Origin of the sequence: Vineibacter terrae (assembly GCF_008039615.1) — a bacterium.
GTDB lineage: Bacteria > Pseudomonadota > Alphaproteobacteria > Reyranellales > Reyranellaceae > Vineibacter > Vineibacter terrae.
Window position 1 is genome coordinate 42,419 of record NZ_VDUZ01000019.1, and the last position, 20,871, is coordinate 63,289.

The 20,871-nt window shown below is 69.5% G+C and carries 15 protein-coding genes; 5 read left to right on the top strand and 10 right to left on the bottom strand.

From position 1 onward, the window contains the following. Positions 1-10: 10 nt before the first annotated feature. Positions 11-2,965, top strand: a complete 2,955-nt coding sequence (locus FHP25_RS17470) for a bifunctional [glutamine synthetase] adenylyltransferase/[glutamine synthetase]-adenylyl-L-tyrosine phosphorylase (protein ID WP_147848232.1) — start codon at positions 11-13, stop codon at positions 2,963-2,965. Next, entirely contained in the window at positions 2,962-3,426 is a 465-nt protein-coding gene (gene bcp, locus FHP25_RS17475) for a thioredoxin-dependent thiol peroxidase (RefSeq protein WP_147848233.1), read from the top strand. Before FHP25_RS17470 ends, bcp begins: the two co-directional genes overlap by 4 nt. 119 nt (positions 3,427-3,545) lie before the next feature. Here bcp and FHP25_RS17480 read toward each other — a convergent pair whose 3' ends face one another. The 3 genes from FHP25_RS17480 to FHP25_RS17490 all read right to left on the bottom strand — a co-directional run bounded on the left by FHP25_RS17480 (position 3,546) and on the right by FHP25_RS17490 (position 6,472). Continuing rightward, positions 3,546-4,079 carry a sigma-70 family RNA polymerase sigma factor gene (locus FHP25_RS17480; protein WP_147848234.1) on the bottom strand — a complete coding sequence of 178 codons (534 nt, stop codon included), beginning with the start codon at positions 4,077-4,079 and terminating at the stop codon, positions 3,546-3,548. Positions 4,080-4,428: 349 nt separating this feature from the next. Further along, a complete protein-coding gene (locus tag FHP25_RS17485) occupies positions 4,429-5,538 on the bottom strand; it encodes an LLM class flavin-dependent oxidoreductase (protein WP_147848235.1) in 1,110 nt (369 codons plus the stop codon). 118 nt (positions 5,539-5,656) lie between these two features. Next, positions 5,657-6,472, bottom strand: coding sequence for a dienelactone hydrolase family protein (locus FHP25_RS17490; RefSeq protein ID WP_218578423.1), 816 nt, complete (start codon positions 6,470-6,472; stop codon positions 5,657-5,659). An 89-nt stretch (positions 6,473-6,561) separates the two neighbouring features. Here FHP25_RS17490 and FHP25_RS17495 point away from each other — a divergent pair, with 89 nt between their 5' ends. Next, entirely contained in the window at positions 6,562-7,359 is a 798-nt protein-coding gene (locus tag FHP25_RS17495) for an alpha/beta fold hydrolase (RefSeq protein ID WP_147848236.1), read from the top strand. A gap of 17 nt (positions 7,360-7,376) precedes the next feature. Here FHP25_RS17495 and FHP25_RS17500 read toward each other — a convergent pair whose 3' ends face one another. Together FHP25_RS17500 and FHP25_RS17505 are read right to left on the bottom strand one after the other, a co-directional pair. Next, positions 7,377-8,366: a Bug family tripartite tricarboxylate transporter substrate binding protein gene (locus tag FHP25_RS17500; protein WP_178133592.1), complete on the bottom strand. Its 990-nt coding sequence runs from the start codon at positions 8,364-8,366 to the stop codon at positions 7,377-7,379. Positions 8,367-8,511: 145 nt separating this feature from the next. Then, positions 8,512-9,429: a TauD/TfdA dioxygenase family protein gene (locus tag FHP25_RS17505; RefSeq protein WP_147848238.1), complete on the bottom strand. Its 918-nt coding sequence runs from the start codon at positions 9,427-9,429 to the stop codon at positions 8,512-8,514. Positions 9,430-9,551: 122 nt separating this feature from the next. On the opposite strand from FHP25_RS17505, the gene FHP25_RS17510 reads away from it, so the two are divergent. Continuing rightward, positions 9,552-10,262 (top strand): GntR family transcriptional regulator, encoded by a 711-nt coding sequence (locus tag FHP25_RS17510; protein WP_178133593.1) that lies wholly within the window; start codon positions 9,552-9,554, stop codon positions 10,260-10,262. A 20-nt stretch (positions 10,263-10,282) separates the two neighbouring features. On the opposite strand, the gene FHP25_RS17515 is transcribed toward FHP25_RS17510, so the two are convergent. The 5 genes from FHP25_RS17515 to FHP25_RS17535 form a co-directional block, all read right to left on the bottom strand. After that, complete coding sequence (locus tag FHP25_RS17515; RefSeq protein WP_147848240.1) at positions 10,283-11,482, bottom strand: diaminopropionate ammonia-lyase; 1,200 nt, start codon at positions 11,480-11,482, stop codon at positions 10,283-10,285. A gap of 17 nt (positions 11,483-11,499) precedes the next feature. Beyond that, complete coding sequence (locus FHP25_RS17520) at positions 11,500-12,477, bottom strand: D-2-hydroxyacid dehydrogenase (RefSeq protein WP_218578424.1); 978 nt, start codon at positions 12,475-12,477, stop codon at positions 11,500-11,502. Positions 12,478-12,709: 232 nt separating this feature from the next. Further along, a protein-coding gene (gene prfB / locus FHP25_RS17525) for a peptide chain release factor 2 (RefSeq protein ID WP_147848241.1) occupies positions 12,710-13,826 on the bottom strand; the annotation gives its coding sequence in 2 pieces (ribosomal slippage) (positions 12,710-13,756 and positions 13,758-13,826; 1,116 coding nt in all). Positions 13,827-13,855: 29 nt separating this feature from the next. Next, positions 13,856-16,351 (bottom strand): penicillin-binding protein 1A, encoded by a 2,496-nt coding sequence (locus tag FHP25_RS17530; protein ID WP_147848242.1) that lies wholly within the window; start codon positions 16,349-16,351, stop codon positions 13,856-13,858. 93 nt (positions 16,352-16,444) lie between these two features. After that, positions 16,445-17,341 (bottom strand): N-acetylmuramoyl-L-alanine amidase family protein, encoded by an 897-nt coding sequence (locus tag FHP25_RS17535; protein WP_178133594.1) that lies wholly within the window; start codon positions 17,339-17,341, stop codon positions 16,445-16,447. Positions 17,342-17,884: 543 nt separating this feature from the next. Between FHP25_RS17535 and FHP25_RS17540 the strand changes: the two genes are divergently transcribed. Further along, positions 17,885-20,839: an Rne/Rng family ribonuclease gene (locus FHP25_RS17540; protein WP_147848244.1), complete on the top strand. Its 2,955-nt coding sequence runs from the start codon at positions 17,885-17,887 to the stop codon at positions 20,837-20,839. Positions 20,840-20,871 lie beyond the last annotated feature (32 nt).

Consider the following 20,871-nt stretch of genomic DNA (forward strand, 5'->3'; position numbering starts at 1 on the left):
TACCCTCCCGATGACATTCCCTTGGCCGATCGCCGCCCTTCCACGCCCACATAACGACGACCGCCGGCGGACCTACCGCGAGCGCTGGCGCGAGCGCAGCGATGCCGGGGTCGTTCGCGAAATGGAGGCTGACAGCGCGGGCGCCGCCCTGCTCGACACGGTGTTCGGCAATAGTCCGTTTCTGTCGGAGCAGGTGCTAAACGACCCGGCCTTCACGGCTCTTTTATGGCGCCAGGGCCCGGACGCCGCGATCGCCGCCGCGCTGGACGCCATCGCCGCGCCGTCCAGCGACACCATGTCGCTGAGGGCCAGCCTGCGCCGCGCCAAGCGCCGGGTCGCGCTGGTCACCGCGGTCGCCGACATCGCCAGCATCTGGCCCCTGGCCCGTGTCACGCAGACCCTGTCGGGCTTCGCCGAGCAGGCGCTGCGCCTGGCGGCGGACCGCGCCCTGCTCGACCTCGACGCCCTGGGCCAGCTGCGGCTGGGCGGCGATCCGGCAGCGGCCGGGCTGACCGTGCTTGGCATGGGCAAGCTCGGCGCCGGCGAGCTGAACTATTCGAGCGATATCGACCTGATCGTGCTCTACGACCGCGAGCTGCCGGCGGTCGCCGGCGACGACGGGCTGGGCGCCAAGATGGTGCGCGCGACCCGGGCGCTGGTGGGCACCATGGGCGAGATCACGGCCGACGGCTACGTCTTCCGCACCGACCTGCGGCTGCGGCCCGACCCGGGATCGACGCCGCTGGCGATCTCGACCATCGCCGCCGAGACCTACTACGAGAGCGTCGGCCAGAACTGGGAGCGCGCGGCGATGATCAAGGCGCGGCCGGTGGCCGGCAACATCGCGGTCGGCGACGCCTTCCTGCGCATCCTGCGGCCCTATGTCTGGCGCAAGCACCTCGATTTCGCCGCCATCCACGACATCCATTCCATCAAGCGGCAGATCGACGCCCATCGCGGCACCGGCGCCGTCAGGATCGCGGGCCACAACGTGAAGCTGGGCCGCGGCGGCATCCGCGAGATCGAGTTCTTCGTGCAGACGCAGCAGCTGATCTATGGCGGCCGCACTGCCGCGCTGCGTGTGCGCGGCACCATCGAGGGGTTGCATGCGCTGGCCGCCGCCGGCCTGATCGAGCACAAGGTCGCGCACGAGCTGGCCGACTGCTACGGCTTCCTGCGCCGCGTCGAGCACCGCCTGCAGATGGTCGACGACAAGCAGACGCATGTCCTGCCGGCCGACGACGCCGGCTTCGCCGCCATCGCCGCCTTCATGGGCTACGACGGCCCCGAGGCCTTCGCCTTTGAGCTGCTGCGCACCTTCCGCACCGTCGAGGGCCACTACGCCCAGCTGTTCGAGGACGCCCCGAGCCTGGCGGCCCCCGGCGCCGGCAACCTGGTGTTCACCGGCACCGACGCCGATCCCGAGACGCTCACGACCTTGACCGATCTCGGGTTCCGGCAGACCAGCGTGGCCTGGGAGATCATCAGCCGCTGGCACCATGGGCGCTACCGCGCCACCCAGACCGCCCGCGCGCGCGAGCTGCTGACCGAGCTCAAGCCGGCCTTGCTCAAGGCGCTGGCCGCCACCGTCGACCCCGACCAGGCCCTGCTGCGCTTCGACACGCTGCTGGCCAATCTGCCGGCCGGCGTGCAGCTGTTCTCGCTCTTCAAGCTGAACCCGTCGCTGCTGGACCTGGTGGCGCGGATCATGGGCAGCGCGCCGCGCATCGCCAACCATCTGGCGCGCCGCCCGATCCTGCTCGACAGCGTCCTGTCGACCGATTTCCTCGCCGCCCTGCCCGACGCGGATGCGCTGGCCGCCGACCTGGGCCGCGTGCTGAATGGCGCGTCCGACGAGCAGGATCTGCTCGACTTCGCGCGGCGCTGGACCAACGACCGGCGCTTCCAGGTCGGTGTCCATCTGCTGACCGGCGCGGTCAGCCCGCGCGACGCGGCCCGCGCCTACAGCGATGTCGCGACGGCGGTGGTCAGCCAGCTGGCGGCGCGGGTCGAGGCGCTGTTCGCCGGCCAGCACGGCGGCTTCGACGGACCGCGCATGGCCGTCGTCGCGATGGGCAAGCTGGGCAGCCGCGAGATGACCGCGACATCCGACCTCGACCTGATGTTCGTCTACGACGTGCCGGCCGGGATGGACCAGTCCGATGGCGCGCGGCCGCTGGCGCCGACCCAGTACTACACGCGCCTCAGCCAGCGCATCCTCAACGCGCTGACGGTGCAGACCAACGACGGCGCGCTGTACGAGGTCGACATGCGCCTGCGGCCCTCGGGCAATGCCGGGCCGATCGCAAGCTCGCTCGCGGCGTTCGACGCCTACCAGGTCGACCAGGCCTGGACCTGGGAGCACATGGCGCTGTGCCGCGCCCGCGTGGCGGCGGGACCGGCGGCGATCCGCGGCCGCGTCGAGGCGGCGATCGGCGACACGCTGCGCCGCCGGCGTGATCCCGACAAGCTGCTGCGCGATGTCGCCGACATGCGCGCCCGCGTCGCCACGCACCGGCCGCCCAAGGGGCCGTGGGACTTCAAGCTGGTGCGCGGCGGGTTGTTCGATGTCGACTTCGTGGTGCAATACCTCTGCCTGCGCCATGGCGCCGAGCATCCGGCGATCCTGCATCCCGATCCGCTGGATGCGTTGGCCGCGCTGACGCCGGCCGGCCTGATCGACGGCAGCCACGCCGCACGCCTGTCGCAAGCCTATCGGCTGTTCACGGATCTGCAGGGCCTGATGCGGCTGGCGCTGGACGGCCCGGAAGCCGACTTCGATGTCGCGACGGCGCCCGAAGGCCTGCGCCGGCTGCTGATCAAGGCCGCCGGCGCCGCGCATATCGACGACCTGAAGCGGCAGGTGATCCACGCCGCCGAAAAGGCGTATGAGGTGTTCGTCGAGATCATCGAGAAGCCAGCCGCGGCGCTGCCGCCGCCGGCAGCCGAGGAGAGCAGCACATGAGCGTCGCGGAAGGCAAGAAGGCACCGGATTTCACGGCCCCGACCGATGGCGGCGGCAAGCTCAAGCTGTCGGACCTGCAGGGCAAGACCGTGATCCTGTACTTCTACCCCAAGGACGACACCAGCGGCTGCACCAAGGAGGCATGCGGCTTCCGCGACAGCCTGCCTGACTTCTCCAAGAGCAAGGCCACGGTGGTCGGGGTCTCCAAGGACAGCGTCGAGCGCCACGACAAGTTCAAGGCCAAGCACGACCTGCCCTTCACCCTGGTGTCCGACACCGACGGCAAGATCTGTGAGAAGTACGGCACCTGGATCGAGAAGAGCCTGTACGGACGCAAGTACATGGGCATCGATCGCGCCACCTTCCTGATCGACAAGTCGGGCGTCGTGCGCAAGGTCTGGCGCAAGGTGAAGGTGCCCGGCCATGTCGAGGCCGTGCTGGAGGCAGTGAAGAGTTTGTAGGCCACCGCACTTGCTGTCATCCCGAGCGCAGCGAGGGATCTCCTGCGGGAGGATGTACTGTGCGCCATTCGCGGGAGATCCCTCGCTGCGCTCGGGATGACGAAACGCGCTCCCGGCTGTCACGCCGCGCTGGTGCGGTCCAGCGGCGTCGTCCGCGGTCCGTCGGTGAGCTGGCGCAGATGCTCGCGCGCGCGGGACAGGCGCGACATCACCGTGCCCGGCGGCACGCCCAGCACCGCGGCCGCTTCGATATAGGCCATGCCTTCGATGGCGATCAGGACCAGCACCTCGCGATGCGGCTCGGACAGGCGCTGCATCGCGGCCAGGGTCTGGCTGGCGGTCAGGCGCTCGACTTGGCCGGCCGGCCATGACGGTTCCGGCACGTCCTGGATCGCCGCCAGCCGCGGTCGTGCCGCGGCGCGGCGGCGATTGTTGGCGTTGAGGTTGTGCATGATGGTGAACAGCCAGGCCCGCAGATTGCCCGGCCGGCGCCAGAGATGGGCGCGCGACAGGGCCCGCTCGACGCAGTCCTGCACCAGATCGTCGGCGGCGGTGACGTCACCCGTGAGCGCGCGGGCGTAGCGACGCAACGCCGGCAGGTGCTGCGGCAGCTGGTCGGCGACATCCTTCGTCTCGTCCGAGGGAGCAGGCATCGTTGCGGTTTCCTGGCGCGGACGGGGAAAGATGGGCACTCCCAGAGACATCGAGATGCTGGTCATGGCCTTCTAGCCTCGGCGTGACGTCACGACCCGGCATGGCGCCGGCAGGCGTTGGTGGTTGCGTTGGGTGCGGCCGTGAGACCGCGATGCCCTGCCCACTACGCCCCTACCGTGTGAAGGCGCGTTGGAATGGCCGTTGAAAATGCGGCAGCGCGGAAGAAATTGCCGAGACGCGATTTGCGCACGCCCGTGCAATCGGATCGCGCCGGCAAAAAAAAGCGGCGCCGATGCTCGATCGGCGCCGCTTATGGATCCTGGTGTTACTGATGCGCCGGCGCGATACCTACTCCGCGGCGCGCGCGACCGGGCGCTTGGGCTTGAGGTGCTGGATCTTGGGCAGGACTTCCTTGGACAGCAGCTCCAGCGAGCGACGCCAGGCCTGCGGGTTCTCGGTGTAGTCGAAGCCGAACACCAGCAGGCAGCCGAAGCCGCCGACCTCGTCGTAGATCTGCTCGATCTTGCGCGCCGCGGTCGCCGGCGAGCCGACGATCCAGTTGTGCCGCGCGCAGTAGTCCGGCGTGATATCCGAGTCGGGCACGTCGGGCGCGTGCTTCAGGTACTCGAGGAAGCCGAAATTGCCGAGCAGCGGCAGGAAGTACTCCCGCATCATGCGGCCCATCATGGCGCCCGCAGACAGCTTGAACGCCTCCTCGTCGGTGTCGGCGACGAACACCTCGCGCACCATGCGCCAGTCGTTGCGGTCGGGCGTGCGGCCGGCCTTCGCAGCGCCGATCTCGACCGCCTCCCAGTGGCTGCCGACATAGGCCGGGTTGAGGTTCAGGCTCATCGGGATGAAGCCGCGCTCGCCGGCCAGCTTCAGCGTGTCGGAGCCCTTGCTGAGGCCGGCCACGCCGATCGGCGGATGGGGTGTCTGCAGCGGCCGGATGTGGTGCTTCAGGAACCCGAACATCGTATCGGGCACCGTCACGTGCCAGTGCTTGCCCTTGTAGTCGAACGGCTCGGTCGCTGACCACATCTTCAGGATGATGTCGAGCGCCTCGCGCGTCATCTCGCGGTTGGTGCCTGACATGCCATCGACGTTGAACATCGCCCAGTCGCTGGGCAGGCCGCTGGCCGCGACGCCGAAGTTCAACCGCCCGCCGGAAATGTGGTCGAGCATCGCGACGCGATTGGCGAGCTCGGCGGGGTGATGGTACGGGAGAAGGAAGCCACCCGGCCCGAGCCGGATGTTCTTGGTCTGCAGCAGTCCCTGCGCCACCAGCAGGTCAGGCGACGGGTGCGGCTCCCAGGGGGCCGTATGATGCTCACCGATCCAGCACTCGGTGAAGCCCAGCTCGTCGAGCCAGCGTATGACCTGCAGATCCCATTCATGGCCCGCCTTCAGCGACCTTTCGGGCGGATGCGATGGCATGGTGAAGTAGCCGAGCTGCATGATTCCTCCATCCCCGATCTTGAAACGCAAATCGTCGGGCAAACCGAAGTGTTTCGCCAATACGGGCGCAAGTCACGCCAAAACTGCCATCAGACCAGGCATCGCATCGCGGCACGCCCTACCGCGCCGACAGGCGCTCGGCGAGGAAGGTCCGTGTCAGGATCTCCGCATCCTGGGCGGCGGCGCTGTCGCGTCCCACCAGATGGCCGGCGTAGCGATGCAGGTCCATCGTCGAGTCGAAGCCGTGCCGCGCGCCGGGATAGACCTTGATCCTCGCCGTGTGGACGCCCGACTGGACCGTATCGCGCCAGCGTTGGCAGCGCCGCCAGGGCGTCCAGTCATCGGCATCGCCGATCAGGATCAGCGTGTCGGTGACCAGCCGCGCCGTCGGCTGGTCGCAGCCGGGATAGAAGGCGATGGCAGCGTCGAATGCGCGGCTGCGAGACGCCGGCAATGCGTCCTCCAGGGCGGCGTGGAGCGCGCTCCAGCCGCCATGCGAGAACCCGATCACGCCGATGCGATCGGCGCGGATCGCGGGCAGCGAACGCAGGTAGGCGGCGGCGCGCAGCGCGTCCTGCGCCCGGTCCTGCGGCGGCACGTCCCGCCCGTGGTTGCAGACATTGACCTGGCCCCGCGGCCTGAAGCTGTCGACCACCAGCGCCGCATAGCCCCACCCCTGCAGAGCCTTCGCCCAGCCGCGATAATGTGGCCCGACGCCGTCGCAGCCGTGCAGCACCACCAGCGCCGGCACCGGCGCCGCAGCCGCCGGCATGAAGAGCTCGGCATGGTTGCCGCTGCCGGGCTGGCCGACATGCGCCGCATCGAACACCGGCTGCGCGCCGGCCGGCAACGATCCAAGCAGGCACAGCAGCATCGCTGCCGCGCCGGCGCGCCCCACGCGCCGGCGCGCCATGGACATGAGCAGCCGGATCATCACATCTCCTCGCGATATGGTGCCGATGTTCCAGCTATCGTACGCTCTGCCGCACATCGCGCGCGAGCATCCGTCAACGAGGAATACACATGCCAGCCACACCCACCGGCCTGCACTGCGACGTCACCGAGCTCAAGGCTCCATGGGACACGGTGCGGGCGCCGATCGTGATGCATCACGGCATCGGCACCAATGCCGCGATCTGGAGCGGCTGGCTGCCGGTGCTGGCACCGCACCACCGGGTGGTGCGCTTCGATACCCGTGGCTTTGGCCGCTCGCATGGCACCTGGCATGCAGGCACCACCATGGACGAACTGGTGGGCGATCTCATGCAGGCGGTCGCGCAAGCCGGCGCGCCAAAGGTGCATCTGATCGGCGAGTCGCTGGGCGGCACGGTAGCGCTGGCGGCAGCCCTGAAGCATCCGGAGCGCATCGCCAGCGTCATCATCTCCAACGCCACGCATCGCGGCACGGGCATCGGGCGGGTGCGCGGCTGGCGCGAGGAGATCGGCCGTGACGGCATCGCGCCCTGGGCCGAGGCCATGATGACGGCGCGCTTCACGGACGACTCGCCCATCAGCGCCGCGCAGCGGACCTGGTTCGCGCGCACCCAGGCGGCGAGCGACCCCGCCCCCATCATCCAGCTCGGCGAGCTGCTGGCCGGCCTCGACATGTCCGATGCGGTGCGCACGCTGGCAATGCCGCTGCTGATCCTGTCACCGGACGGCAGCCCGTTCATCCCCGCGACAATGGCCGCCGAGCTGAAGGGCCTTGTGCCTGATGCCGAGCTGATGGTGTTCCCCGGCACACGGCACGGGCTGCCATTCTCGCACGCCCGCGCCTGCGCCGAGGCAGCGCTGCAATTCCTGCAGCGGCGGTTCGGCTGATCGGGCGACGGCGCGGCTCAGTTGCGGGTCACCTGCACGCCGCTGTCGCGGATCAGCTGGCCCCACCGGGCGTGCTCGGAACGGATGAAGGCGGCGAATTCTTCCGGCGTGTTGCCGACCGTGACGGCGGCCAGGGGCTCGAGCTGCTGCTTGACCTCCGGCATGCGGGCGATCGCGGCGATCTCGCGGTTGAGCTGGGCCACGATGTCAGGCGGCGTCTTGGCCGGCGCCAGCACGCCATACCATGCCGCGGCTTCGTATCCCGCGATGCCTGCCTCGGCGACGGTGGGCACGTCGGGCAGGCCCGGGAAGCGGGTTGCTGTCGTCACGCCGACCGCCCGCAGGGCGCCGCTGCGCACATGCGGCAGGAACGAGCTGGCATCGCCCAGGGAAATGTTGACGCGGTTCTGCAGCAGGTCCGGAATCATCGGTGCCACGCCGGCATAGGCGACGTGCTCGAACTTGACCTTGCCCAGGCTCTCGAACAGCAGCGCTGCCAGATGGGGCGAGGAGCCGACACCGGCGGTGCCGCAATTCAGGCCGCCGGGCGCCTTGCGTGCGAGGGCCACCAGGTCGGCGACGGAATGGATCGGCTGGCTGGGATGCACGACCACCAGCATCGAGACGACGGCAAACAACGAGATCGGCGCGAAATCGTTCAGCGTGTCGTACGGCATGTTGGGGATGAGGCTGGCATTCGTGGCATTGGTGCCGACCGTGCCCAGCAGCAGGGTGTGTCCATCGGGTTCGGCGCGCGCCACGGCCGCCGCCCCGATCGTGCCGCTGGCACCGATGCGGTTCTCGACGACGACCGGCTGGCCCCATCGCTCGCCCAGACGCTGGGCTACGATCCGCGCGCACGTATCGGTCGCGGCACCGGGGGCAAACGGCGCGATGATACGCACCTGCCGGCTCGGGAATGCCGGCGTCGCGCGCGCCATCGGCGCGCCGGCGCCTGCCGTCGCAACAGCGGCAACGATCCGTGCCAGCCGACGTCGTGTGATCATGCATATCCTCCCTATCTTCTCCGTCATCCCGAGCGTAGCGAGGGATCTCCCGCGAAAGGCGCACCGTGCGTCCCTCGCAGGAGATCCTCCGCTGCGCTCGGGATGACAGAAGGACCAAGTGCGGTAGCCGTGCGGCGCGCCGGGATCAGGCGATCGCCGCAAGCGATTGCATCAGGGCCTCGCGATCGCTGAGCGCCGATGTGGTCGCGGTCAGAATGCGGCCGGTCGCCTCGCCCTTGAGCGAGCATCGCAGCATGAGGCGCGGCTGAGCCTGATCGAAGTCGGGCAAGGCGATATGCTGGGTGCAGCGATTGTCCCACATCACCAGGTCGTTGACGCTCCAGCGGTGGCGATAGACGAATTCGGGCGACTGCGCGTGCTCGTTGAGGAAGCCCAGCACCGCGGCGCTCTCCGCGTCCGACAGGCCGATCAGGCCGCGGATACGCTGGCCGACCAGCAACGATTTGCGGCCTGTCTCCGGATGCACCCGCACGAGGGGGTGCGCGACCGGCGGATTGAGCCGCTTCATCTCCGCGACCTTCTCCGGGTCGCGCTGCTCCAGGCCCTTGACCAGCGACGCGTCATGAATGGCTTCGAGATCGTCAATGAAGCGCTGCATGCGCGGCGTCAGCGTCTCGTAGGCCAGGTACATGTTGGCCCACATCGTGTCGCCGCCGACCGGTGGCTTCTCCCGGCACAGCAGCAACGCCCCCTTCGCCGGCCGTGCCGTGAACGTCAGGTCGGTGTGCCAGTTGCGGCCCGTGTTGCGCGTGTCGGAGGGCTTGCCGCCGATCTGCTTGTTGGTGACGAGCAGGATCTCGCGATGCTCCGGATGGGTGTAGCGCGGCTGGAAGGCATGATCATCCAGCTCGCCGAACGCGCGCGAGAACGCGATCTGCTCCGCAGTCGACAAATCCTGGCCCGGAAACACCAGCACGAGATGGCGCAGCCAGGCGTCGTTGATGGTGGAACGCGTCTGCGCATCGAGCGGCCGACGCAGGTCGACACCCGTCACCTGCGCGCCCAGCGCGTAGCCCAGCGGCTGGATCTGCAGTGCGCTCATCACGTCCCTCCGGCTCATTTCGGGTGTCTGTACCCGATTGTCGGGTGTCAGACAATAGTTTCGTGGACACCAGGGAATGTGTCTGCCAGTGTGCACCTCCCCTACCTGTCTTGCGTGTGATCGTGTCCTCCAACGCTGCGTCGGATGAAGCTCTTCCCCTGGGCAAGGCGGCGAAATCGCTGCCCGAGCTCCTGGCCGAACGGATCCTGGAAGCGATCATGGCCGGCCGCCTCGAGCCCGGGCATCGTCTCAAGGAGCTTGCCCTGGCGCGCGAGCATGCCGTCAGCCGGGCCACCGTCCGCGAGGCGCTGATCGCCCTGTCCAAGCGCGGCTATGTCGAGCAGATCCCGCGCTTCGGCGCGCGCGTCGCGCCCTTCGCCAAGGAGGACGTCTTCGACCTCTATGAGATACGCGCTGCGCTCCTGGCGATCGCCGCGCGCCGGTGCGCGCTCGCGCCAGACGCGCCGCGCCAGGCGCTGGCCGCATTGGTCAGCGAGATGGAGGCCTTGGTCGCGGCACCGGACACCGACCCGATGACCTTCTCCGAGCGATCGATCGCGGCCCAGGCCCTGCTGGTCGGCGCCAGCGGCAACCGCCGCCTGCCGGCGCTCTATGAGCACCTTTCCACCATCGGCACGTGGCGCCTGATCCGCGGCCGCGCCACAAGCTTCCTGCGTGCCAGCCGCTGGCGCGAATCAGCTACGGACTGGCGGCAGATCGAGACCGCCATCCGGCTGGGCGATGCCGATGCCGCAGAAGCCGCTGCCCAGCGCCTGATGGCCCATTCCGCCGCGGCCGTCCGCGCCGAGCTGCAGGGATCCTCGCCCGAATAGCGTGCGCCGCGGTGCCCGGATCAGGTCGATGCGCGCACCGCGTCGGGCGTGCGGCCCACGAGCTCGGCGTAGCGTTTCGGGGCGGTGGCACCTTCGCTGATGATGACAAGGACCGACGCATGCTCGTCGAGGCCCAGGTCGGCCCGCATCCGGGGATCGCCGGCGGCACGGATCAGCCCGGCCAATCCCGCGCCGCCCGACTCGCCGGCCACGATCGCGGGATCATCGCCGTCGGGCGTCGCCAGCGTCCTCATCGTCGCGATGGCGGCCTCGTCGGGGACGTCCATGAACGCATCGGCGGCCCGCTCCAGCACTCGCCAGGCCAGCAGCGAGGGCTGGTAGCACTCCAGCATGCCCATCACGGTGGGCGCGCCGGCTTGGATCTGCACCGGTTTGCCGGCCTGCGCGCTCTGCAGCAGGCAATTCGCGCGCTCGGGCTCGACGACCACGATCCGCGGGCGATCGGCGCCGTAGCGCAGCTGGATGTGGCCGGCGACCGCGGCCGCGAGGCCACCGACACCGCCTTGCACGAAGACGTGGGTCAGGCGCTCGCCCTGCTCTTCCAGCGCGGCGAGGGCCTCGTCGATCATCACGGTGTAGCCCTGCATCACATGACCCGGGACCGTCTCGTAGCCGGGCCAGGCGGTATCGGAGACGATGTCCCAGCCGCGTGCCGCGGCAACGCGGGCGCAAGCGGCGACGGCATCGTCATACGTGCCGTCCACAACCTCGATCGTCGCGCCGAAGGCGCGCATGGCGTCCAGCCGCTCGGCATTCACATGGGGATGGACGAAGATCACCGCCCGGCATCCCAGCAGCCTCGCGCCGGCGGCAACGGATCGGCCATGATTGCCGTCGGTCGCGCAGGCCACTGTGTGCTCGGCCGCGATCCGGCGGACCTCGGGACTGGTGAGCTCGGACGGCGCGACATCGCGCGCCAGCGCCGCCGCGGCCCAGTCCTGCACCAGCCGCGCGACGGCGAAGGATCCGCCCAGCGCCTTGAAGCTTTCCAGGCCCAGGCGGAAGCCTTCGTCCTTGGCATGCAGCGCCCCGATGCCCAGGCGCCGGGCAAGATGCGCAAGGCGGCGCAGCGGCGTTGCCGCGGTGCTACCGGTCAGGCTGGGATAGGCGCGCACGAGCGACGGCGCATCGCGTCCCAGCAGGACGTCACAGCCCTCCGGCAGCGCGCCATCGTGCTTCCTGGAGGGCGTCACGAGCATGATTGCCGCCCGCCCCGCTACACGACCTGGTTCTTCAGCGTCGTCTCGCCGCGCCATAGGCGGTCAAGGTTCTCCTGCAGCAGGTCGAGCACGTTGTCCTCGTAGCGGCGAGTCTCGCCCGCGGTGTGCGGCGTCACCAGCACGTTGGGCATCGCCCATAGCGGCGAATCCACCGGCAGCGGCTCCTCGACGGTGCAGTCGAGCGCCGCGCCGGCGATGACGCCGCCGCTGAGGGCGGTGATCAGCGCCGGCTCGTCGACGCAACGGCCGCGCGCGACATTGACCAGGACCGCCGAACGCTTCATCGCGCCAAGCGCCTTGGCGTCGATCAGCCGCTCGGTCTGCGGCGTGAGCGGACAGGTCAGCGCCACGAAATCGGCGCGCGGCAGCACTTCCGACAGGCGGCTGTCCGGCACGACCTCGTCGGCGGCGCCCCTGCCCGCCGACACGTCGCGGCGCGTGCCGATCACGTGCATGTCGAATGCCTTGGCGAGTTGCGCCAGCCGCCCGCCGATGCGGCCCAGGCCGACGATCACCAGGGTCTTGCCGCCGAGCTCATCCTCGCGCTGCGCCAGATCGCCGATCATGCCGCGCCAGTGGCGCTGGTGCTGGTTGTCGCGCCCGAGATGGATCTGGCGTGCCATGGCCAGGACCAGCGCGATGGCATGCTCGGCGACGGCGCGGGCGTTGACGCCCTGGGCGCTGGCCAGCCGCACGCCGGCCGCCTTCAAGGCGTCCTTGTCGTACTGGTCGACGCCGGCCGAGATCGACTGGATGAGCTTCAGCCTGGGCGCCCGCGCCAGCAGGGTGTTGCGCCACAGGCCGGAGACCAGAACCACATCGGCCTGCGGGATCTGGGCCTCGAAATCCTCGAGCGTGCGCACCTCGACATGGCGGATGCTGGTGCCGCGCAGCGCAAAGCGCTCGGCCATGCGATAGGCGACGTGGGCGAAGCAGATCGTAAGATCATCGCGCGACGGCAGGCCGGCAGCCATGGGGACACCCTCGTTTCCGGTCGGTCACCTCGCTTAGCAGGCGAATCGTCCCGTCGGCAACCCGCCGCTACGAGGTGTGGATCCGGCCGGCACCGCGGATCGGACTGTTGGCTTCATCGTTTGGACCGCGCGCGTCCACGCGCGCATCGGCGCGCAAGCGCCGACACGTGTTGGCTCTTCGCTTCGCTGCGAGCGATTGCGCGCGTGGACGCGCGCGGTCCAAAAGGAACGATCAGGCCGCCGTTTCCGCCTGGCCGACGCGCTGCGCCAGGCTCGCGGCCATGAAGCCGTCGAGGTCGCCGTCCAGCACCTTTTGCGGATCGGTGCGCTCGACGCCGGTGCGCAGGTCCTTCACCATCTGGTAGGGCTGCAGCACGTAGGAGCGGATCTGGTGGCCCCAGCCGATATCGGTCTTGGCCGCTTCCTGCGCCAGCCGCTCGGCCTCGCGCTTCTGCAGCTCGACCTCGTAGAGCCGGGCCTTCAGCATCTGCATCGCCTTGGCACGGTTCTGGTGCTGCGAGCGCTCCTGCTGGCAGGCGACCGCGATGCCGCTGGGAATGTGCGTGATGCGCACCGCCGAATCGGTCTTGTTGACGTGCTGGCCGCCGGCGCCCGACGCGCGGTAGGTATCGACCCGCAGGTCCTTGTCGAGGACCTCGATCTCGATGTCGTCGTTGACCTCGGGGTAGATCCAGACCGAGGCGAAGCTGGTGTGCCGCCGGGCATTGGAGTCGAAGGGCGAGATCCGCACCAGCCGGTGCACGCCGCTCTCGGTCTTCAGCCAGCCATAGGCGTTGGGTCCGTCGACCTTCATGGCGCAGGACTTGATGCCGGCGCCCTCGCCCGGACTCTCCTCCAGATAGGTGACCTTGTAGCCGTGCTGCTCGGCCCAGCGCATGTACATGCGCGCCAGCATCTCGGCCCAGTCCTGCGCCTCGGTGCCGCCCTGCCCGGCGTTGATCTCGACGTAGCAGTTGTTGGCGTCGGCCTCGCCCGACAGCAGCGACTCCAGCCGCATCAGCGCCGCCTCGTCGCGCAGCGCGCGGATCGCCGCCTCGGCTTCGGCCACCAGCGACTGGTCGCCTTCGGCCTCCGCCAGCTCGATCATCTCGAGATTGCCGGCGGTGTCACCTTCGATGCGTCGCACCGCGCCCACCGCCTTGTCCAGGCGGTCGCGCTCGCGCATCAGGCTCTGCGCCTGCTTGGCGTCATTCCAGAGGCTGGGATCCTCGGCGCGCGCGTTCAGCTCGGCCAGGCGGTCGACGGCCCGGTCGAAGTCAAAGATGCCTCCTCAGCAGTGCCATCGACTGCTTGATCTCGTCCACCAGAGCCTCGATCTCGGCGCGCATGTCTCGTCTTCCCTGAAGGGAGCGGCGTCTTAGTAGGTCTCGCCGGTGCCCGTCAAGGTCGGCCGCCTCGTGCGCGGCGGCGGGATCACGCCCGGCGGCACCGCCGGATCACCGGAATCCGCCGAGGGATCGACCGACCACACCGGCGGCATCATCGCATTCGGGTCGACCGGCTCCTCGCCCTGCGGCGCCGGTGCGCCGCCGGGCCGGAAGCGGGTCATGCCGTCCACGACATGGTAGTCGTAGCCGGTCGGCTCGGTGCCCGGCTTGAAGGCTTCCCAGATCGCCGATGGATCGCCCGGCGCCGGCTGGCCATCGGCCAGGTTCACGCGCATCAGGCGCACGCCGGGGGGGATGCGGAACGGCGTCGGCGCCTTGTCCTTGTAGAGCTGGCGCGCGATCTTCTCGTAGATCGGCACGGCTACGGAGCCGCCGGTCTCGCGCCCACCCAGAGGCTTGGGGTCGTCGAAGCCGACAAAGACGCCGATCACCAGCTCGGGCGTGGCGCCGATGAACCAGACATCGCGCGAATCGTTGGTGGTGCCGGTCTTGCCGGCGATCGGCCGCCCCAGCTTGGCCAGGCGCGCCGCCGTGCCGCGGGTCGTGACACCCTGCATGAGATGCACGACTTGGTAGGTCGACGCCGAATCGAAGAAGGGCTGCCGCCGGTCGACCACGGTCGGGATCTGGTCGGCGGCGGACCCCGGCCCGCCGCAGCTCATGCAGGTGCGCGGGTCATGGCGGAAGATGGTATGGCCATCGCGGTCCTGCACGCGGTCGATCAGGCTCGGCGTGATCTGCCGCGCCCCGTTGGCCAGCATCGCGTAGGCGGTCGTCATGCGCAGCAGGGTGGTCTCGCCCGCCCCCAGCGCCATTGGCAGGTAGGGCTTCAGGTCCTCATCGACACCGAATTTCTTGGCGACCGCGGCGACCTTGTCCATGCCGATGGCGCGGGCCATGCGCACGGTCATCAGGTTGCGCGACTGCTCGAGCCCCTGGCGCAGGGTCATCGGGCCGCCCGCCGAGCCGCCGCCGTAGTTCTGCGGACGCCACGGCGCCTGCCCCGGACCGCCGGGCAGCTCGATCGGCGCATCCAGGATCAAGGTCGACGGCGTCATGCCTGCGTTCAGGGCGGCGAGGTAGACGAACGGCTTGAACGACGAGCCGGGCTGGCGCTGCGCCTGGGTGGCGCGGTTGTACTGGCTGCGCTGGTAGCTCCACCCGCCGCTCATCGCCAGGATGCGGCCGGTCTGAACGTCCATCACCACGACGGCGCCATCAACCTCGGGGATCTGGCGCAGCGAATATGTGCCCGCCGGCTTGGCGCGCGGCTCGACGGCGACGATGTCGCCGGCGCTCACCGGCCGCACCCGGCCGGCCATGTCGCCATGCGGGATGATGCCTTCCTCGCCGCCCTGCAGGCCGATGCGGGCGCCGGCATTGGTGTAGCCGAGCACCACGGCAGGGCGCCATGTCTTGAGGCCGGTGAAGGGTGTCTTCTCGAGATGGCGGGCGAGATCGTGCTGCCAGTTGTCGATCGACGGCAGCTTGTCCTTCACCCCGCGCCAGCCGTGGCGGCGGTCGTAGTCGACCAGGCCCTCGCGCAGCGCCTGGTCGGCGACGCGCTGGGTCTCGAAGTCGACGGAGGTGCGGACCGTGAGGCCGCCCTCGTAGACCCCCTTCTCGCCATAGGCGGCCAGCAGGTTGCGGCGCGCCTCCTCGGTGAAGAACTCGGCCTGCGCGAATTCCGGCGCTGCGCGCTTGCGCAGGGTCAGCTGCTCGTCCTTGGCCGCGGCCATCTCCTCGGCCGTGATGTAGCCGTCCTCGTACATGCGGCCCAGCACGTAGTTGCGCCGGTCATGGGCCAGGGTCGGGTTGCGCGTGATGCTGTAGCGGTTGGGCGAGCGCGGCAGCGCCGCCAGGTAGGCCATCTCCGACAGCGACAGCTCGTCGAGCGACTTGTTGAAGTAGTTCAGCGCCGCGGCCGCGACGCCATAGTTGCCGCTGCCGAGATAGATCTGGTTGAGGTAAAGCTCGAGGATACGTTCCTTGGAGAACGCCGCCTCGATGCGGAAGGCCAGGATCGCTTCGCGGATCTTGCGCTGGATCGTGGTCTCGCTGCCGACCAGGAAGTTCTTCGCCACCTGCTGGGTGATGCCGGAGGCGCCCTCGGGTCGGCGGCCCGGGTGCTGCAGGTTGGTGAAGATGGCCCGGGTGATACCGATCGGATCAATGCCGGGATGCCAGAAGAAACGCTGATCCTCGGCCGCGACGAAGGCGTAGATCAACCGCTTGGGCATCTCGGCCGCCGGCACGAATGCCCGCTTCTCCCTGGCGTACTCAGCCAGCAGCCGGCCATCGCCCGTATAGAGCCGCGTGGTCATCGGCGGCTGGTAGTCGATGAGCTGCTTATGATCCGGCAGGCCCGGTGCGAAGTAGTAGTAGATGCCAGCCGTGCCGGCGACGGCGAGCACCAGTCCCGCGAAGCCCAGCCGCAGCACCCATTTCAGGAAAGCCAGCACCATCGCCCTCGTTGCACGTTACCAGGCATACCTTATCCGTTCGCCGGCCGGCTGGCAGCCGACCAGCGCTGCTATGACCCGGACAATGGTGTGTGACTACGCCTTTTTCGAGGCTGCGGCCGGGCCGGGCCGGGGCGGCGCCGTCGGCGGCGGGTTCGACACGCTGGGCAACGGCAGCGGGTCCGACACCGGCCGGCTGGCGAAAAAGCGATCCGCGGCGTCGACCACGGCGTTGGCCAGACGCAGGAGGAACGCCGGCTGGACCAGCAGGCGCTCGTCCTGACGGTTGGACAGATAGCCCATTTCCAGCAGGACAGCGGGCGTGTCCGGCGCGGTCAGGACGGCGAAGCCGGCATGACGGTGGGTGTGCGCCAGCAGCCCGACCCCGTTGCGCCCCAGGGCGCCGATCAGCAGGGACGCGAATGTCCGCGACTGGTTGATGGTGTCGCGCTGCGACAGGTCGATCAGGATGCTGGTGACGTCGGCCGTCTTGTTGCGAAAATCCGCGCCGGCAATGATGTCCGACTTGTTCTCCTTGGCGGCCAGGGCGACGGCCTCGCGGTCCGATCCGCTTTCCGACAGGGTGTAGACGCTGGCCCCGCGCGTGAAGCGGTCGGGATGGGAATCGGCGTGCACCGATACGAACAGGTCGGCCTTGGCCGCCCGGGCGCGGGCAACCCGGTCGCGCAGGGCGATATAAGTGTCGCCGTTGCGTGTCAGGACCGGCCTGTAGCGTTTCGTCGCCGCGAGCTGCCGCGCCATCACGCGGGCCGCCACCATCACGACATTCTTCTCGTAGAAGCCCGAGGCGCCGATCGTGCCGGAGTCGGGCCCGCCATGGCCCGGGTCGATCACCACCACCCGCAGCTTGGGCTGCGGTGGCGCCTTGCGGCCAGGCGCCGCCCGCTTGCTCGGCCGGGCCGATTTGGCCGGCGGATCGGCCGCTGCGCCGGGCGCCGACAGCCCTAGAATCCCGACCAAGGCCGTGCTCATCAGCCAAGCCGTACGCCTGCGGGTGAGGTCAGAATTGTGCGACATGGCCGTGTAGATTAATCACCCGACGCGGTCAGCGGTACCATATTCTAATTTATAATTGTGCCTTATCATATACCTAAATCATATTCTTAACGCAATACATTGACAATCGGCCGTACTCGAAGTTCGGGTTGTCGAGCGCCCCGGTCAAGGGTATGGTCCGAACCGCGAACAGTCGTCGTCGTTCGGTAATGTTGCGTTGGGGCAATGCTACTGACGGTGTCGGATACCTGCCCTGAAACCTGCCCTCCATCGGCAGGTGTGGCCGATGCGGCTGCCCGGGGCATTCAGGGTCCGGCGCTTTGGTGACGGCGGCTTTAAGAAACCCCGGGGTCGGCGCTGGTCACACACGCCGCCGGGTGCCGACATCGTCCCCGTCCTGGCGCCCTGGCGCCGTTCGACGGGAGAACGCCGGCGCCACCGACCCCGTGACAGAGCGACGGACGTCGCGCCTGCCGGTTCGCACGGGCGTTTCCGCGGACGTCGCGGAGTTTATAGGCAATGGCCAAGCGTATGCTGGTCGACGCCACGCATCCCGAGGAGACTCGGGTCGTCGTGGTTGACGGAACCCGTCTCGAAGAGTTCGATTTCGAGACCTCAAGCAAGAAGCAGCTCAAGGGCAACATCTACCTCGCCAAGGTGGTGCGCATCGAGCCGTCGCTCCAAGCGGCGTTCGTCGAGTACGGTGGCAATCGCCACGGCTTCCTGGCCTTCTCGGAAATTCATCCGGACTACTACCAGATCCCGATCGCCGACCGTGAGAAGCTGCTGGCCGAGCAGGCGCAGCGCGCGCAGCGCGAGGACGAAGGCGGCAACGGCGACCACTCCGGGCGCGTCGACCGCAGCGATATCGAGGATGCGCGCGAGGAGCGCGCCCAGTTCACCGCGGAGCTGATGGAGACCAGCCCGGGGCAGGTCGACGCGCACGCCGAGCACGAGCACGAGCCGGCTCACGAGGCACCCGCCGAGCCCGGCGCTGACAGCGCGGCCGAGCCGCCCCCGCCGGCAACCGAGCCCCCGACCATCCAGGAGCCGCCGGCCGCCGCGGCCCCTGAGGAGCCGGCGACCCGCAGCGAGACCATCGCCGCGGCCGCAGCGACGGACAGCCTCACCGGCCCGGCGGTCGAAGATGCGCCGGCAGCGCACGACACCGCGCCCCCGGCCGACACCACCGATCACGCCGACGGCGCACCGGCGCCGGCCGCCCCGACCGGGCACGAAGCAGCGGCAGCCGACCTGCCGCCGGCGGCGGAAGGCGCCGAAGGCAGCGAGCAGCCCGCACCGGCCGGGTCGACGGACGCCGCCGTCGTCGATCCGTCGGAAGCGCCGCAGCCGGAAGTGCCGGTCGAGACCCTGGGCGGCGACGACTACGAGCAGCGGCCGCGCCGCAGCCCGCCGCCGCGCCAGTACAAGATCCAGGAAGTCATCAAGCGCCGGCAGATCCTGCTGGTGCAGGTGGTCAAGGAGGAGCGCGGCAACAAGGGCGCGGCGCTCACCACCTACCTGTCGCTGGCCGGCCGCTACGCCGTGCTGATGCCCAATGCCGGCCGAGGCGGCGGCATCTCGCGCAAGATCACCAATGCCGGCGACCGCAAGCGCATGAAGGAGATGCTGGCCGAGCTCGACGTGCCCAGCGGCATGGGCGTGATCCTGCGCACCGCCGGCCTGGAGCGCTCCAAGGCCGAGATCCGCCGCGACTACGACTACCTGATGCGCCTGTGGGACAGCATCCGGGACCTGACCTTCCAGTCCAAGGCGCCGGCGCTGATCTACGAGGAAGGCGACATCGTCAAGCGGTCGATCCGCGACCTCTACAACAGCGACATCGAGGAAGTGCAGATCGAGGGCGAGCATGGCTTCGGCCGGGCGCAGGATTTCATGCGCCAGCTCATCCCCTCGCATGTGCCGAAGGTGAAGCTCTACCGCGACGGCATCCCCCTCTTCCACCGCTACCAGATCGAAACCCAGCTCGACGCGATGCATTCGCCGATCGTGCAGCTGCGCAGCGGTGCCTACATCGTCATCAACCCGACCGAGGCGCTGGTCGCCATCGACGTCAACTCGGGTCGCGCCACCAAGGAGCGCAACATCGAGGAGACGGCGCTGCGCACCAACCTGGAAGCGGCCGAGGAGATCGCCCGCCAGGTGCGGCTGCGCGACCTTGCCGGCCTCGTGGTCATCGACTTCATCGACATGGAGGAGTCCAAGCACCAGGGCCAGGTCGAGCGCCGCCTGAAGGAGGCGATGAAGTCGGACCGGGCGCGCATCCAGATCGGCCGCATCAGCCCGTTCGGCCTGCTCGAGCTGTCGCGCCAGCGCCTGCGGCCGAGCCTGCTGGAGAACGTCACCGAGGTCTGCCCGCATTGCGAGGGTACCGGCCGCGTGCGCTCGGTCGAATCGACGGCCCTGCATGTGCTGCGCGGCATCGAGGAGGAAGGCGTCCGCCGCCGGGCCGGCGAGATCGTGGTCAAGGTGCCGGTCGCCGTCGCGCTCTACCTGCTCAACCACAAGCGCACGAACATCGCCGACGCCGAGCAGCGCTACGGCTTCCACGTGCTGATCGCCGGCGACGACGACCTCATCCCGCCGCACTACGACATCGAGCGCACCAAGGCGCGCAGCGCCGTCGAGCCGCCGCCGGCGCTGCGCCAGACCGCCTCGGCGCAGTACGATGAGTTCGAGGACGGCGCCGAGGCCGATGACGGCGCCGGCGCCGGCGAGCCGATCGCGGAAGCCCTGGCGGGCGAGGACAGCGAGGATGGGCGCCGTCGCCGTCGCCGCCGCCGCCGTCGCCGTGGTGACGGCAAAGGCGAAGGCGAGGGCGGCGTCGGTGAAACGGCGGCGCTGGATGACACCGTGCAGCCTGGCGCCGAGCCCAACGGCGACGCCCGCCTGGCTGAAGAAGAGACGCCGGAGGGCACGGCCGCTGCCGATGACGGTGCCGCCGATGGCGAGCGCGACGACATCGAGGCCGGCACGCCTGCCGCCGAGACCGATGAGGGCGATGGCCAGCGCCGCCGCCGGCGCGGCCGACGCGGCGGACGCGGCCGACGCCGCGACCACGACGGATCGACCGAGGCCGCCGACGGCACGGAGCCCGGCATGGACACCGATGCCGGCGACACGGCCGAGGCGCCGGTGCCACCCCCGGCTCCCGACGCCATGATCGAGCCGCCGCCGGCGGCCGCGACGGAAGAGCCGCTGCCGCCGGCCGCGCTAGGAGAGCCGCCACTGGCGGCCGCGATGGAAGAACCGCCGCCGGCACCGGTGGTCGCCGCTGCCGAGGAGCCGCCCGCCGCCCTGCCGGAGCCGCCGCCCCTCCCGACGCCGGTGCTGGAAATTGTGGCCGCAGCACCCGAGGCCGAAACACCGCCGGCACCGGTGGTGCCCTCCATCGCCGTCGAGGCGCCGCCGGAGAAGCCGCGGCGCGGCTGGTGGTCGCGGCTGACCAGCTGAGGCGCCGCCATCCAAAAAGGCCGTCATCGCCT